Origin of the sequence: Candidatus Terasakiella magnetica, assembly GCF_900093605.1 — a bacterium.
Taxonomy (GTDB): Bacteria; Pseudomonadota; Alphaproteobacteria; order Rhodospirillales; family Terasakiellaceae; genus Terasakiella; species Terasakiella magnetica.
Genome location: NZ_FLYE01000048.1, coordinates 78,133 through 92,813, shown reverse-complemented (window position 1 = coordinate 92,813; position 14,681 = coordinate 78,133). Strand labels below are relative to the sequence as shown.

The window sequence follows — 14,681 nt, the reverse complement described above, 5'->3', positions numbered from 1 at the left end:
TGTGGGCAATTCGTCAACCAATGTGATTGTCCTTAATGTATTTTGTCGGTTATAACTTTTACAACCATTGCTCAAATTTCATGAAATCCCCTGTTTATGGCCCGTGTCCCCCACCCAATTAAGTCCCACGCTGCATTAACTTATAAAGAACCGCTCTCGGTTCGCATGGGGCGTTTATTTATGCTTTTGGGCAGCATTATATTGGTGCTGGGTCTGCTTTATACGGTGGCGTGGTTGATGACTTCCATGGCGTTGAAATCCGGTGTGAAAGACTGGATGAAAGCGCGAAAAGCACAAGGCTATATCGCGAGCTATGAAGATAAGAAAGTCGAGATGGGCGGCTTTCCCTTTAGTGTGAGAGCAACCTTAAACGTTGTGAAATTCGCCCCACCTAAAAATGCGCAAAAAAAACGCGATTGGTTTTGGTCTGCCAAGACAGTAGATTTTGAAATCATCCCCTTGCCTTGGACGTTGGGCACGGTCCATGTGGATTTAGGCGCTGAACAGACTTTACGCTTAGGACGTCAAGTCCTAGAAGGCCGCGCTGAAAGCCTTAAACTTTCCCAGGACTGGTTGTCTGATGGTATTCCTGAAAGCTTGGGGCTATCCATTAAAAACTGGCAGCTGCAATCAAGTGGGGCCTTGTTAAATGTTGCGAGCCTTGAAATGGAGGGGGCGCGCAAAGAAGATGGTGCCTATGGGCTTGACCTTCAGGCTGAGAGAATGGACTTGCCGCTTGGAATTACGGGAATGGGTCGACGGGTTTCTGAAGTGACCCTTCATGCCAAATTAACCGAAAACTTTGGCGCAACGGGGATGGGTAAAGAAGATCTGATCTTGTGGCGCGATGCAGGCGGGACGCTGGAACTTGAACGCATACAGGTCAATTACCTGCCGTTGATTTTACAGGGCAATGGGACGGTTGCCTTGGATGCGGATTTGCAGCCAGTCGGGGCCTTTACTGCACGTATTCAGGGCTTTTTTGAAACGGTCAGTCGCTTGCGCCGTGGTGGAATTATTCGCGGGCCAGATGCCAGTATGGCAAAGGTGGTGTTGGGCATGTTGTCAAAACAGCCTAAAAATGGCGGTCCAGCCAGTATCAGCCTGCCCTTGACCTTACAAGAACGTGCCTTATTTGCAGGGCCTGTGCGTTTAATTGAGATGCCGAGAATTGAGTGGTGAGAAGATGACAGATAAACCAAATTCCATTTCTGCAAAAGATACGACTTATCACTTGCATCCTTATACCAACCTGAAAGCTCATGAAGAGCAAGGGCCATTGGTGATTACGCGTGGTGAGGGCGTGCGGGTCTTTGGCGAAGATGGCAAAGAATATATTGAAGGTTTATCCGGCTTATGGTGTGCCTCACTGGGGTTTAATGAGCCCCGCCTTGTAAAGGCTGCGCAAAAGCAAATGGAAACCTTGCCATTTTATCATAGCTTTACGGGCAAGGTGCCCGATGTAACGGCAGAGCTGGCGGAAAAACTGGTTGACGTAACACCAGATGGCCTTGATCGGGCATTATTTTGTAATTCAGGATCAGAGGCTAATGATACGGCGATCAAGCTGGTGTGGTATTATAATAATGCGCGCGGCAAACCTGAGAAAAAGAAAATCATTTCGCGAGAAAAAGCCTATCATGGGGTGACCATTGCTGCAGGTTCCATGACCGGATTGGCCTATGCACAAAATGGTTTTGATCTGCCCGCCAGTGAGCGTATTTTACAGACCAGTTGCCCGCATTATTATCGCTATGGCCTTGATGGTGAAAGTGAAGAGGCTTTTGCCACGCGCATGGCAAGCGAGCTGGAAGAACTCATCTTGGCAGAAGGCCCTGAGACCGTTGGGGCCATGTTTGCAGAACCGATCCAAGGGGCAGGCGGGGTGATTTTACCGCCCATGGGTTATTTTGAGAAAATTCAGGCGGTTTTGAAAAAATATGATGTGTTGCTTATTGCCGATGAAGTGATTTGTGGTTTTGGCCGCACGGGCAAGATGTTTGGCTCACAAACTTATAACATCAAGCCCGACATGATGACGCTTGCTAAGCAAATGTCTTCTGGTTATTTGCCAATCTCAGCCTTGATGGTGTCGGATGGGCTGTATCAAGTGGTGAAAGAACGTAGCAATGAGCTTGGAGTATTTGGTCATGGGCTGACCTATGGCGGTCATCCGGTGCCTTGTGCAGTGGCGCTTGAGGTGCTGAAGATTTATGAGGAGCGCGATATTGTTGCGCAGGTCAATGCCATAAGCCCTTATTTTCAAGATCGTTTAGCGACATATGCGGACCATCCGCTTGTGGGCGAAGTTCGTGGCACAGGCTTAATTGGCGCGATTGAGTTAAGTGCGGATAAAGCGAGCAAAACTCCGTTTGACCCAAGCCTTGGCATGGGGGCAGGTTTGGTGAAAAAATGTGAAAACCATGGCTTGATTTTGCGCGCCATGCCCGGTGATTGCGTGGCCTTTTGCCCACCTTTGATTAGCGAGCAGACTGATCTGGACGCCTTATTTAGCCGATTTGATGCAGCCTTAGCGGAGATGTAGATTATGAAAACCATCGGTATGCTCGGCGGGATGAGCTGGGAATCAACAACAAGTTATTATCAGGCGCTCAATCGGGGGGTGAAGTCAGCCCTTGGCGGGCTCCATTGTGCTAAAATCGCCATGGTCAGTGTGGATTTTGCTGAGATTGAGAAGCTTCAACATGAGGATAACTGGGATGAAACGGCTGTGATCCTAAGTGAGGCGGCAAAATCTGTTGAGGCGGCTGGTGCTGATTTTTTACTGATTTGCACCAACACCATGCATAAGGTGGCAGATCAGATTGAAGAAGCCATTGATATTCCCATTCTTCATATTGCGGATGCAACGGCTGAGGCCTTAAAGGAAAAAGAGATCAAGCGTGTGGGGCTGCTTGGCACCAAATTCACGATGGAGCAGGCGTTCTATAAAGGGCGGATTTCAAAAAATCATGGGATTGATGTAGTTGTCCCCGTTGAGGCCCAGCAGGAATGGGTGCATGAGATTATCTATAATGAGCTCTGCCAAGGTATCATCAAGGAAGATTCGCGCGACCTTTTCCTTGCCATCATTGATGACCTTCATGAAGAAGGCTGTGAGGCCGTGATCTTGGGCTGTACAGAAATAGCTCTGTTGGTGTCACAAGAAGACACAGAAGTTGCGCTTTTTGATACGGCGCAAATCCATTGTGATATGGCAGTGAAGTTGGCTTTAGGGGCCGGCTCTTAAACTTTATCAGCAATCCAGATGTTTGCTGCAGCAAGGCCATCTTCCAAAAGCTTTGTCAGTTCAGGAACGATAGGGGCAACTTCAGGGCCTTCGCCTGTTACAAGCTTGCGCTCAATAATGGCAGCTTGTTCAGAAAGCAGAGTTAAGCCAAGGGTACCTGTAGATGATTTCAGCGTATGAGCTTCTTTGCGCAGCTCATCCATATCATTGGCTGCAAGAAGGTTCTGCATGTTGGCAACACGTCCACCTGCATCATCAGCCAAATCAACAAGCAGGGTTGCAACTAATTCTGCACCGACCTGTTCTACAAGCTCGTTTAAAGTCTCTTCACAAAGCATATCGCTCATTATATCCCTGCCTAGTTTCTTATATTTGGCTCATAATGAACCAAATAGTTTCTTAATGCAATGTTGGTTTGTCTTCTTCGTTTTGCACACCGGGAATACGATCAAGCACAGGCATTTTAATTTCAATGAAATCCGTGCTGATTTTATCTGGTTCAATATCATCCAGATGCAGGATAATTGCACGCCCAACCTGCAAAGAAGCTGCAACCGCCCATTCTAATTGCTTAATGGCTTTTTCATCACCATGGGCCTGAGCCTCAGGCAAAATGCGGTGTTGAAGAAATTGTGCCACCCCGGCAAAAGCACGCGATGTGGCTTGGGCTCGACTAGCCAGCAGGGTAAAACGTGACCCATTATCAAGCTGGTCTGCGGCTTGGTTAAGCTCTGCCATCATGGCATTGACATTCACATCGCTTTTATCGGTTTTAGCCGCAACAAAGCGCAAGAAACCAGCATAAAATTTATAATCGTTAGAAATCTTCGTCGTCATCGAAATCGTCTTCGTCTTCTAGTTCAGAACCGGGCAGCACATTGGGCAGGTCCAGCCAGTGCCAATGGCGGTACACTTTATCGCAGGCTTCATCGAGTTGGTCCAGTATGTTTTCATCTTCATTGGCGATGATATAGCTGTCACCATCTTGGTTTTCCACCGCACAGGCCATTAGGCTTTCCATGCCCATGGGACCTTTTTCAAGCTGGATTAAGGTGAAAACTTCTTCATCTTCGCTATAACCGCTGCCTTCGATATTGACGATGATGATATAAGGCCCGACCTCAAACTGGTCTTGAACATCCTCGCCTTCGCGCTCAATAATAATATCGCGCATGGCGGCAAGTCGTGCAGCAATGGCCTGCATTTTATCGTTTTCCATAATTCTTAATTCCTATATGGGAAGGCGACAGGTAATAACCGTTCCTTTATCAGGAACGGAGTCCAGTGTCACGCTACCATCGTGTAATTCGATAAATCGTTTCACCAAAGTTAAGCCCAATCCTGCCCCGCCTTTGCCCGTACCATGGGTCTCACCGCGTTCAAAATTGCCAAAAATTCGATCTTGATCTGCCTGTGGAATGCCCTTGCCCGTATCAGAAACACTAAAGATGATTTGGTAAGGGTCGCGCTTGGCGCTTAGGGTAACCGTTCCGCCATGAGGGGTATAACGAATGGCATTGGTGAGCAGATTGAACATCACCTGTTTTAAGCGTTTTTCATCTGCCGTCATCCAGCCGATATCTTGGGGGCAATCATATTCAAGGCTGAGGCGGCGGCGCTTGGCACTTTCTTTAACAAGGCCAAGAACAGATACAAGCATGGTCTGGATATCAAGTGTATCAAGCTCAAGCGAGATTTGTCCGGCCTCAATATTGGCAAGATCAAGGATATCTGCCACAAGCGAGCTAAGTTGTTCTGCACTGGTGTGGATGCCCTTGGCATATTCCATCTGGCGCTTGTTCAGCGGGCCGAAATATTCTTCACAGAGCAGGTCGGCAAAACCCACAAGTGTGGTCAGGGGGGTGCGAATTTCATAAGATACATTGGCGATGAATTCAGATTTAAGGCGGTCCGCTTCATGTTGGGCATCTGATCTTTCGCGCAATGCCTGTTCGACAACAGCACTGTCAGTCACATCCAGATAAGACAGGAGCGATCCGCCATCGGGCAAGGGGACAGAGGCATATTCAAGGATGGAGCCATCACTGCGCACAAGGCGCTGGTTGTTGGGCTCGCGCATCATGATGCGGGCAACCAGTTGTTCACGAAAGCTCGTCCAGTTTTCCACCCCTTCGTAAAAATCACGACAGCGTTCCAGCACATCGGTGATATGGGGCTTGGTGGCGAGGAATTCCTCAGGCAGGTGCCAGATTTGGGCAAAGGCAGGGTTGGAGAGACGGACCTTGCCATTGGGGCCAAACACGACGACCCCTTCAAACAAGTTATCCAGTGTTTCGCGTTGCACAGCAGATAGCGCCTTGTTTGAACTTTCAAGGGCAATGGTGTCGGTGACATCTTCAAAGGTCATCACCAGACCACTGACCGGATGGGGGCTGGTGATGGTGCGAATGGTGGAATTATCCGGTAAATGCAGGCTGTCTTCTTCCGGGTGTTGCAGCTCGACAAACTTGGCGACCTGTTCTTGGCGGAAAGCTTTGAAATTGGCGTATTCCGGTAGTTTTCGTGTTTCGCGCAGGCGATCAAGGATTTCCCCATAGGAGGGGCGCCCATCAAGCCAGTCTTTATCAAGGTCCCAGAGTTGGGCGTATGCTGTATTGTAAAAGCCAAGGCGGGTATCACCGTTAAAAATGGCAATGGCGGTGACAAGATTTTCAAGGGCTGCGCGCAACAGGCTTTCACCGCGCTGGGCATTTTCCACCATATTTTCAGCCGAAGTCATATCCTCAGCAATGCCGATGAAGCCTTCACCACCGGGTAAGGGGATTTCAGCAATTTCAAACAGGCGGGCATTTTGACCAACGGGCAGGCTTAAACGTTCGCGCACTTCACGGCCTGCTTCCATGGCGCGTTGGGCGATATGTTGGGTATGGTCACTATCGGGGGCAGCGGGGTTATGATAGATAATATGACCACTGGCATCGCGCATCCAGATGGGCAGTGGCAGGCTTTCCAGCACAGAGACAAGCTTGTCGCGCTCACTCGTCATGGCCTGAAGGGAGCGCGCCATAGGGCCATTTGCAACGATAGCCCCATTGGCAAGGCGCATGAAAAGAAGGTCCACAAGCGGCTCGCCCTCTTCGCTTAATACCCGTTGACCCACAGCCTGGACCACACGGTCATCCCCGCCTTGAAGGGGCAGGATGATGTCAAAGCTCATACCTTCATTGTGAAGGGAGGAAACAGCGGCATCAAGGGTGCGCGCGGCCTCATCATCAAAACATTCTAAAATATCGCCATAGCGCGATTGGGTGCCTTTGGGCAAATCTAATAAAACCGCCATGCGCGCAGAACAGTTTTCAATGCCATTGACCACATTCCAGCGATAAAGCCCATCAGGGATACCCACGAGCACTTCTTGGAGCTGAAGGGTCTGTTGGCCAAGTGTTTCACGTTCTTCTAACAGGGATTTATTTTTGCGCCATAACAAGAAGAGAGCAGGCACACCAAGGGCGGCAAGTGCAACCATGCCTAATATGAGCGCGCCCAGTGAATCCATAAATAAAAAAGCCTTGTTTGAAAAACTGGTCTGATTCTACGCAGTTTAAGGGAAAGAAACAACCATTGCGTCAGTGTAATGATAAAATAACCTATTGAAAATAGGTGAAAAACATATCAACTTAGAGTCTGTCTTTGCGCAAAGGAGATAATCCATATGGAAGATTTTTCAAGTCATTCTGGTCAATTAACGGGCATGACCCTTGCTGAACAGTTGAAAATCACAGAGCGTGACATTGAACAGCGCAAGGAACTCATCGGTTTTTATAAAGATGATGAGAAGGCACTTGTGGAATGTAAAAGCCATATTCAAGAGAATTTAGAACAGATTGTTGATGAGTTTTATAACTATCAACGTAGCGTGCGTGAAATTCAGGTCTTGATTGGCGATGCGGAGACTTTTCGACGGCTTCATGGCTCAATGAAACGCTATGTTTCAGAGTTGTTTGAAGGTTATTACGACAGTACTTATGTCAATCGGCGTTTGCGCATCGGTAAGGTCCATAACAGCATTGGTGTGTCGCCAAAACTTTATATTTCGTCACTCTCTCGTCTTGAAGCAATCCTTTATCGCTATGTCACAGATGCTTGTGAGGGGGATCTTACCAAGGCCTTTCGCCGTTCAGCTGCCATGCGAAAATTATTGATGCTGGATATTCAGCTTGTGTTTGATACCTATATCAATTCCATGATGTCTGAAGTGCTGGTGGCTAAAGATGAGCTTGAAAATTATGCCGGGACGTTGGAGCAAACTGTGGCTGAACGTACCCGCCAACTTGAAGAGATGTCGCGCTCAGATGGTTTGACCAAACTACAAAATCAACGGTCTTTTTATGAACGTTTGCGCCATGAAATTGCGGTTGCAGAGCGTAATGAAACAAGCTTAAGTCTTGTGTATTTTGATTTGAATAAATTTAAAGATTTAAATGATAAAAAAGGCCACCGCGAAGGTGATGCCTTATTGGCCCGTGTGGGCCACGCCATGTTGGAAACTGCACGTACTTCTGATATCTGTTGTCGCTATGGCGGGGATGAGTTTGCGGTGATTATGCCGGGGACAGATTGGACGGCTTCTGAAAAATTCTGTGACAGGTTACAGGCCTGTTTTGATAAGGGCGAGACCCACGGGGTGACGTTCAGCATGGGGGTTTCTGAAACCGGGCCGGATAAATTTTCATCCATGGATGAGTTGGTGACACAAGGCGATGAAGCCATGTATCGGGCAAAAGCGGCTTCGCGTATTGATGGGTCACATCAGATGCGCCATTATTTAAAACCCAAGAGCAAAAAATAAAAAAGCCCCGTCTCAAGAAAAACTCAAGGCGGGGCTTTTTAGTGCGTGAGCAAGATCGCTTAGTAGCGGTATGCATCTGGCTTGAACGGACCGTTCACAGGAACGCCGATGTAATCAGCTTGTGCTTGTGACAATTTAGTCAGTTTCACGCCGAGCTTTTCAAGGTGTAGAGCTGCAACTTTTTCGTCCAAGTGCTTAGGCAATACGTAAACTTCGTTTTTGTATTTGCCATCCGCATTGTTTTGGTAAAGTTCGATTTGGGCCAGAACTTGGTTGGTGAAAGAGGCAGACATCACGAATGAGGGGTGACCTGTTGCACAACCGAGGTTAACAAGGCGACCTTCAGCCAGCATGATGATCTTGTTGCCGTTTGGCATTTCGATTTGATCAACTTGTGGCTTGATGTTTGTCCATGTGAATTCTTTTGTCGCAGCGATCTGGATTTCGTTATCGAAGTGACCGATGTTACAAACGATGGCACCGTCTTTCATGGCAACCATATGTTCTTTGCGGATGATGTCGAAGTTACCTGTTGTTGTAACGTAGATGTCACCTTCAGGAAGGGCATCTTCAACTGTGACAACCTCAAAACCTTCCATGGCGGCTTGCAGCGCACAGATTGGATCAATTTCGGTGACAAGAACACGACAGCCAGAAGCGCGAAGAGATTCAGCAGAACCTTTACCCACATCGCCGTAACCACAAACAACAGCTACTTTACCCGCCATCATGATGTCAGTTGCACGGCGGATGCCATCAACAAGAGACTCACGACAACCGTATTTGTTGTCAAACTTAGATTTTGTAACAGAATCGTTTACGTTAATGGCTGGGAAGAGCAAAGTTTCTTTGCGTGCCATTTCGATGAGGCGGTGAACACCTGTTGTTGTTTCTTCTGTCACACCCATCAGTGCCGCGCCCGCTTTTGTGTACCATTGTGGGTCGATGGCGATGTGTTTTTTGATGGCTGCGAACAAGATTGTTTCTTCTTCAGAACCCGGGTTATCCAAAACAGAGATGTCTTTTTCAGCATCTTGACCAAGGTGGATCAGTACAGTGGCATCGCCACCATCATCCAAGATCATGTTTGGTGTTGTACCGTCATGCCAAGCAAACAGGCGGTGTGTGAAGTCCCAATATTCTTCCAGAGTTTCGCCTTTATGGGCAAATACAGGAATGTTAGCTGCTGCAATAGCGGCTGCCGCGTGGTCTTGTGTCGAGAAGATGTTACAAGAAACCCAACGAACTTCTGCGCCCAGCTCAACCAATGTTTCAATCAAACAAGCTGTTTGGATTGTCATGTGAAGAGAACCTGCAATCTTTGCGCCTTTAAGGGGCTGTGATGCGCCAAATTCTTCACGAAGGGACATAAGGCCCGGCATTTCAGCCTCTGCAAGTGTCAATTCTTTGCGGCCCCAATCGGCAAGGCTGATATCGGCAACCTGATAATCTGTAAATTCACCCATGGTGAGTATCTCCACATATAGACCGCCACAACAGGACGGTTGGTCATAAAAATGCGACCTACCCAGCAGGGGTAAGTTAGCAAGAAACGGTTTTGTGGTAATATAAAGAAATCTTTATATGTTTATCAAGAAGTATTTTCTTTATTTTTCTGGCATGGAGTCTGCTTAATAAATTGGTAATACCAATGTCATAAAATACTCACAGAAGGAGAGGCCGCTATGACACATTACATGCAACGGACCTATAGAAATAGAGACTATCAAGCTGATTTTGCCCAACGTCTTGTAAAAGCAGTCGGTTTTGATGATGCCATTCGTGAATGTTACGAGAACCAATGGCTTGGTACATTAATCCATATCCAGCACTTGCAACGTGCCTATTACACCAGCTAGGCAAAAATTGCCGAGTATGAGGTGGGCAAATTTTGCCTAGTGGCAGGATCAGTGCTTAAAAAGATATTTATTCAACCTGTTGAAGCAGGGCTTCCAAGGTGCGGGTGAGGCGATCTAGGTCGTGATCTTCACTTAAACGGTGGTCGCCTTTTTTGACAAACTGGATTTCAACGTCATTAGATGTGATCATCTCTTGAATGCGCAAGGCTGTTTTCCAAGGTACATCGGGGTCTTCCATCCCGTGGATCAAGCGCACGGGCATATCCAGCTCAATAGTGCGGCGGAGCAAAAGGTTCTCACGCCCATCATCCAGCATGGCTTTGGAAATGACATAGGGCTCATCACCATAATCACTGGGGATTTCCACATAACCTTGTTCATTGATAATGGCATGCTGCTCAGGGCTGAGGTCATTCATCATCAGGTCTTCGGTGAAATCTGGTGCTGCGGCGATGCCTAAAAGGCCAGCAATGCGATCTGGGCGTTTTAGTGCTGATAAAAGCATGTTCCACCCGCCCATGCTGGAGCCAATAAGGATTTGCGGGCCTTGAGTGAGCTGGTCCAGCACATCAACCGTGTCATCAGACCAACGTGTTAAATGACCATCTTTAAATAAACCGTCTGATTTTCCATGACCTTGGCAGTCAAAGCGCAAAAAAGCATTGCCGCGTTTCTTGCAATAGTCTTCAACATGCAAGGCCTTGCCACCGTCCATATCCGACATAAGTCCATGAAGAAAAATTACACCGGGGCCTTTTCCGGGGGTATAGTGATACGCAATTCGTTCACCATTTTCTTGTGTTAAGAAGGAGGGTGCGCTATTTCCTGTAGGAAGTTCGGTCGTCATAACTTATAACACTCAATAAGAAACATAATTTAAGAACAATAAGCATGATAGATAACACCAATTCAGATACGGGGCAAACCCCACAAAATTCTAGCCGCCTTGCAACAGTCATGCAGGTTTTACCTGCCATGGTAACGGGCGGGGTGGAACGTGGCACAGTGGAAATGGCTGAAGCCATCGTTAAAGCAGGGGGACGTGCCATTGTGGTCTCTGCTGGTGGGCCCATGGTGCATGAGCTGACCCGTGTGGGCGCTGAACATGTTGAAATGAACGTTGAATCAAAAAACTTCTTTATCATTCGCAAAAACGCCACGCGTCTTGAAAAAATGATCAAGCAGGAAAGTGTTGATCTGGTTCATGCGCGCTCTCGCGCACCAGCATGGAGTGCTTATTGGGCATCTAAAAGAACACATACACCTTTCATCACCACCTTCCATGGCACCTATAGCCATCAAAACCCAATGAAGCGTTGGTATAATTCGGTGATGACCAAGGGTGAGCGCGTTATTGCGATTTCCAGCTTTATTGCAGGCCATATGCGCAAGATTTACGGGGTACGCCGCGAGATTATCCGCGTTATTCACCGTGGTGTTGACCTGTTTCGTTTTGACCCTGAAAAAGTCACAGCGGAGCGTTTGGTGAAACTTTCCACCCAATGGAATATCCCTGATGGGGTACCTGTTGTGGCCTTGCCCGGCAGATTGACCCGTTGGAAAGGCCAATTGGTCTTTATTGATGCCATTGCCAAACTGGAACGCAAAGATATCTGCTGTTTGTTGATCGGGTCCGATCAGGGGCGCAGTGAATATCGCAAAGAATTGGTTAAACGCATTAAGCACCATAATCTGGAAGGCGTCATCACCATCGTTGATGAATGCACAGATATGCCCACAGCTTATATGTTGTCTGATATTGTTGTTTCTGCCTCAACCGATCCTGAAGCCTTTGGCCGTGTGGTCTGTGAAGCCCAAGCCATGGGGCGCCCCGTTGTGGCGACCGATCATGGCGGTGCGCGCGAAACTGTAATTGAGGATCATACCGGCTGGCTTTGTAAGCCCGGTGATTCAGAAACCATGTCACAGGCCATTGCAAAAGGCCTGAACCTGTCTGAAGAAAAACGCGAAAAAATGGCGGGCCAAGCCATGAAACATATTCGCGAGGGCTTTTCTAAGGATGCCATGTGTTCTAAAACCCTTGAAGTTTATAACGAAGTGCTGAGCCTAGAGAACTAATGTCGCAGTCTAATGAGGCGAAAGAACGCATTCTGGTCATTAAATTGAGTGCGCTGGGGGATTTTATTCAGGCTTTAGGCCCGATGAAAGCTATTCGCGATCACCATCCAGAAGCCCATATCACCTTATTAACCACCAAGCCCTATATGGCCTTGGGTAAAGAATGCGGCTATTTCGATGCGGTTTGGTCGGACACGCGGCCCAAGGCATGGCAAGTACGTCGCACCCTTAAACTGCGCCAACAGCTTAAAAGCGGGAATTTTGATCGGGTTTATGATTTGCAAACCTCTGATCGCTCTTCCAGTTATTTCAAGCTCATGGGGGCCAAGGTAAAATGGTCGGGCATTGCGCGGGGGTGTTCGCATCCCCATGCCAATATCCAGCGTGATTTCATGCATACCATTGATCGCCAAGCCGAACAGCTTGAAATGGCGGGCATCTATGAAACGCCCATGCCAGACCTATCATGGGCTAAGGGCGATCTTTCGCGCTTTGATCTAGATACCCATATTGCCTTGCTCGTTCCCGGTGGGGCACCGCATCGCCCTGATAAACGTTGGCCTGCAAAAAAATATGCAGAGCTTGCCCATGCATTGCTGGAACGCAACATCCAGCCTGTCATGTTAGGGACTGCCAAAGAAGGCGACGTCTTGGATGAAATCCTTGATCTTTGCCCTGATGTAATTGATCTCTCCAGTCAGACAGATTTCTTGGAATTGGCCGCACTGGCGCGCTATGCCTATGTGGCGATTGGCAATGATACAGGGCCAATGCATCTTATCTCGCTGGCAGGCTGTAAATCCATCGTGCTTTATTCCAAAGCCTCAGACCCGAAACTTTGTGGTCAACGCGGACCTAACGTGAGTATCTTGCGTGAAGACTGCCTGAATGATGTCACTGTGCAAAGTGTCATTGAAGCGGTTGAGGCTTAAGCGCGACCCCGATCACTAAAATCATCCAGCAACATGGCAATGCGCCCGCTGTCGGTTTGCTCCATGATGATATTTGCGCGTTGGGTTGCTGCGCCACATTCCATTTCCAACAAGCGTTCTTTGACTTTTGGAATGTTGGATGCACTCATGGAAAGATCACGAATGCCTAATCCCAATAATAAGGGGCTATAGCGTGGATTAGCTGCAATTTCCCCACATAGGCTGATGGGGATATTATTGCGCAAAGCAGCTTGGGTCGTAAATTGGATGAGGCGCAAGACAGCGGGGTGAAGCGGGTCATAAAGATGGGCGACCTGCTCATCGGCGCGATCGGTTGCCAGTGTATACATGGTGAGATCGTTTGACCCAATGGCAAAAAACTCACAGACCTGAGCTAGGGCATCTGCTGCAAGGGCTGCACCGGGGATCTCAATCATGGCGCCAAGGGGCGGGAGATATTGGGCAATCTCATGGCCTTCTGTGCGCAGCTCAGCAGCGACTTTATGTAAAATGCGTCGTGCTTGGCGCACATCATTAACCGACGTCACCATAGGTAAGAGAATTTGGATAGGCCCGTGCAGGCTTGCGCGCAACATGGCGCGATATTGGGTTTCTAAAATATCGGGTCGGTTAAGCGAGAGACGTACCCCGCGCATGCCCAAAGGATTGCAGATGGAATTACCAAAATCATCAATGAGGGATTTGGCTGTTTTATCCCCGCCAATATCCAGGGTGCGCACGGTTAGCGGCTTGCCATCAAGCTTTTCAAGCAAAGTCTTAAAGACGTCATATTGATCATCTTCGCTCGGCAAGGTCTCGCGGTTCATATACATAAACTCACTGCGCAAAAGGCCAACCCCTTCCGCCCCGTTTTCAAGAACGTTATCAATCTCAACAGGCAATTCGATATTGGCTTTTAAGGTGATGCTGACCCCGTCACTTGTGATGGCAGGGCGTTCTTTTAAAACGCTTAGACGGGTGGCACGATCAAGGTTTTCTTGTGCACGTTTGAGGTAAAAATGTTTGGTTTTTTCTGTCGGGTTAACAACAACGCGCCCGGCATCCCCATCAATAATGACATGATCACCGGTATTGATTGCGCCAATAATCCCCGTTGCGCCCAAAACAGCCGGCAGGTTTAAAGCACGCCCCATAATGGCGGTGTGGCTTTCTGGTCCCCCTAAAACAGTGGCAAAGCCCGAGACTCTTTTGGGGTCCATCAAGGCGGTGTCAGCAGGGGTTAGCTCTTCTGCAATGATGATGGAGTTTTCATCAATATCATGAAAGGGCTTTTGCGGTTCTTCACACAGGTTGCGAATAACGCGCGCAGCGACTTGGTGGACATCGCTTTCGCGCGATGCAATATAGGCATCATCAAGGGCCTTAAACCCTTCGCTGATTTCATCAAGCACATGTTGCACAGCAGCTTCGGCATTGATGCTGTGATCTTTGATATGAATTTCAATGCCGCGCACAAGGCGTGAGCCTTTTAACATATGAAGATGGGCGTCTAGCAAAAAGCCAAGCTCTTCTGAAGCCGCATCGGGCAGTGTCTTGGCTTTTTGGCGCAGCTTTACAAGCTGGTCTCTGGATTTCTCCAACGCCTTTTCAAGGCGGGCGAGCTCACCTTCAATATGTTGTGGGGGAATGCAATATTCAGTGATTTCGCACAAGCCACTTTCGCGGATATGGGCAATGCCAAATCCGATGCCGCTTGAAACACCAAGACCTTCAAAGATTTGTTCCATGAG

General features: G+C 48.2%; 14 protein-coding genes. 7 read left to right on the top strand and 7 right to left on the bottom strand.

The annotated features are described in order from the left end of the window. Positions 1-96: 96 nt before the first annotated feature. The 3 genes from MTBPR1_RS17020 to MTBPR1_RS17010 are packed head-to-tail and all read left to right on the top strand — an operon-like array spanning position 97 to position 3,250. Positions 97-1,182: a DUF2125 domain-containing protein gene (locus tag MTBPR1_RS17020; RefSeq protein ID WP_083223184.1), complete on the top strand. Its 1,086-nt coding sequence runs from the start codon at positions 97-99 to the stop codon at positions 1,180-1,182. 4 nt (positions 1,183-1,186) lie between these two features. Continuing rightward, positions 1,187-2,545, top strand: a complete 1,359-nt coding sequence (locus MTBPR1_RS17015) for an aspartate aminotransferase family protein (protein ID WP_069190243.1) — start codon at positions 1,187-1,189, stop codon at positions 2,543-2,545. A gap of 3 nt (positions 2,546-2,548) precedes the next feature. After that, entirely contained in the window at positions 2,549-3,250 is a 702-nt protein-coding gene (locus tag MTBPR1_RS17010) for an aspartate/glutamate racemase family protein (RefSeq protein WP_069190242.1), read from the top strand. Here MTBPR1_RS17010 and MTBPR1_RS17005 read toward each other — a convergent pair. Genes MTBPR1_RS17005 through MTBPR1_RS16990 form a run of 4 tightly spaced genes read right to left on the bottom strand, consistent with a single transcriptional unit; the run spans position 3,247 to position 6,767 of the window. Next, positions 3,247-3,597: an Hpt domain-containing protein gene (locus MTBPR1_RS17005; RefSeq protein WP_069190241.1), complete on the bottom strand. Its 351-nt coding sequence runs from the start codon at positions 3,595-3,597 to the stop codon at positions 3,247-3,249. The two genes, MTBPR1_RS17010 and MTBPR1_RS17005, sit on opposite strands and share 4 nt — an antisense overlap. A 52-nt stretch (positions 3,598-3,649) precedes the next feature. Next, entirely contained in the window at positions 3,650-4,087 is a 438-nt protein-coding gene (locus tag MTBPR1_RS17000; RefSeq protein ID WP_069190240.1) for a hypothetical protein, read from the bottom strand. Further along, positions 4,068-4,469 (bottom strand): hypothetical protein, encoded by a 402-nt coding sequence (locus MTBPR1_RS16995; protein ID WP_069190239.1) that lies wholly within the window; start codon positions 4,467-4,469, stop codon positions 4,068-4,070. Before MTBPR1_RS16995 ends, MTBPR1_RS17000 begins: the two co-directional genes overlap by 20 nt. A gap of 12 nt (positions 4,470-4,481) precedes the next feature. Next, positions 4,482-6,767 carry a sensor histidine kinase gene (locus MTBPR1_RS16990; RefSeq protein ID WP_069190238.1) on the bottom strand — a complete coding sequence of 762 codons (2,286 nt, stop codon included), beginning with the start codon at positions 6,765-6,767 and terminating at the stop codon, positions 4,482-4,484. A gap of 156 nt (positions 6,768-6,923) precedes the next feature. On the opposite strand from MTBPR1_RS16990, the gene MTBPR1_RS16985 reads away from it, so the two are divergent. Beyond that, entirely contained in the window at positions 6,924-8,060 is a 1,137-nt protein-coding gene (locus MTBPR1_RS16985) for a GGDEF domain-containing protein (protein WP_083223183.1), read from the top strand. 59 nt (positions 8,061-8,119) lie between these two features. Here the strand turns inward: MTBPR1_RS16985 and ahcY are convergent, their stop codons facing one another. Beyond that, entirely contained in the window at positions 8,120-9,526 is a 1,407-nt protein-coding gene (gene ahcY / locus MTBPR1_RS16980) for an adenosylhomocysteinase (protein WP_069190237.1), read from the bottom strand. A gap of 219 nt (positions 9,527-9,745) precedes the next feature. Between ahcY and MTBPR1_RS18210 the strand changes: the two genes are divergently transcribed. Further along, positions 9,746-9,919, top strand: coding sequence for a hypothetical protein (locus MTBPR1_RS18210; RefSeq protein WP_165602698.1), 174 nt, complete (start codon positions 9,746-9,748; stop codon positions 9,917-9,919). 67 nt (positions 9,920-9,986) lie between these two features. Here MTBPR1_RS18210 and MTBPR1_RS16975 read toward each other — a convergent pair whose 3' ends face one another. After that, positions 9,987-10,766 carry an alpha/beta fold hydrolase gene (locus MTBPR1_RS16975; protein WP_069190236.1) on the bottom strand — a complete coding sequence of 260 codons (780 nt, stop codon included), beginning with the start codon at positions 10,764-10,766 and terminating at the stop codon, positions 9,987-9,989. Positions 10,767-10,810: 44 nt separating this feature from the next. Here MTBPR1_RS16975 and MTBPR1_RS16970 point away from each other — a divergent pair, with 44 nt between their 5' ends. After that, on the top strand, positions 10,811-11,998 hold the full coding sequence (locus MTBPR1_RS16970; RefSeq protein WP_083223182.1) for a glycosyltransferase family 4 protein: 1,188 nt from the start codon (positions 10,811-10,813) through the stop codon (positions 11,996-11,998). Further along, on the top strand, positions 11,998-12,930 hold the full coding sequence (locus MTBPR1_RS16965; RefSeq protein ID WP_069190235.1) for a glycosyltransferase family 9 protein: 933 nt from the start codon (positions 11,998-12,000) through the stop codon (positions 12,928-12,930). The genes MTBPR1_RS16970 and MTBPR1_RS16965 overlap by 1 nt, the downstream gene beginning before the upstream one ends. On the opposite strand, the gene ptsP is transcribed toward MTBPR1_RS16965, so the two are convergent. After that, the gene (ptsP, locus tag MTBPR1_RS16960; protein ID WP_069190234.1) at positions 12,927-14,678 is read right to left on the bottom strand and encodes a phosphoenolpyruvate--protein phosphotransferase; all 1,752 of its coding nucleotides are present in this window, start codon (positions 14,676-14,678) and stop codon (positions 12,927-12,929) included. The genes MTBPR1_RS16965 and ptsP overlap by 4 nt on opposite strands. Positions 14,679-14,681 lie beyond the last annotated feature (3 nt).

Coding starts and splice junctions, on each gene's coding strand:
- MTBPR1_RS17020 (WP_083223184.1), top strand. CDS start 97: ATGGCCCGTGTCCCCCACCCAATTAAGTCCCACGCTGCATTAACTTAT.
- MTBPR1_RS16970 (WP_083223182.1), top strand. CDS start 10,811: ATGATAGATAACACCAATTCAGATACGGGGCAAACCCCACAAAATTCT.
- MTBPR1_RS16995 (WP_069190239.1), bottom strand. CDS start 4,469: ATGGAAAACGATAAAATGCAGGCCATTGCTGCACGACTTGCCGCCATG.
- MTBPR1_RS16990 (WP_069190238.1), bottom strand. CDS start 6,767: ATGGATTCACTGGGCGCGCTCATATTAGGCATGGTTGCACTTGCCGCC.
- ptsP (WP_069190234.1), bottom strand. CDS start 14,678: ATGGAACAAATCTTTGAAGGTCTTGGTGTTTCAAGCGGCATCGGATTT.
- MTBPR1_RS17015 (WP_069190243.1), top strand. CDS start 1,187: ATGACAGATAAACCAAATTCCATTTCTGCAAAAGATACGACTTATCAC.
- ahcY (WP_069190237.1), bottom strand. CDS start 9,526: ATGGGTGAATTTACAGATTATCAGGTTGCCGATATCAGCCTTGCCGAT.
- MTBPR1_RS17000 (WP_069190240.1), bottom strand. CDS start 4,087: ATGACGACGAAGATTTCTAACGATTATAAATTTTATGCTGGTTTCTTG.
- MTBPR1_RS16965 (WP_069190235.1), top strand. CDS start 11,998: ATGTCGCAGTCTAATGAGGCGAAAGAACGCATTCTGGTCATTAAATTG.
- MTBPR1_RS17010 (WP_069190242.1), top strand. CDS start 2,549: ATGAAAACCATCGGTATGCTCGGCGGGATGAGCTGGGAATCAACAACA.
- MTBPR1_RS16975 (WP_069190236.1), bottom strand. CDS start 10,766: ATGACGACCGAACTTCCTACAGGAAATAGCGCACCCTCCTTCTTAACA.
- MTBPR1_RS17005 (WP_069190241.1), bottom strand. CDS start 3,597: ATGAGCGATATGCTTTGTGAAGAGACTTTAAACGAGCTTGTAGAACAG.
- MTBPR1_RS18210 (WP_165602698.1), top strand. CDS start 9,746: ATGACACATTACATGCAACGGACCTATAGAAATAGAGACTATCAAGCT.
- MTBPR1_RS16985 (WP_083223183.1), top strand. CDS start 6,924: ATGGAAGATTTTTCAAGTCATTCTGGTCAATTAACGGGCATGACCCTT.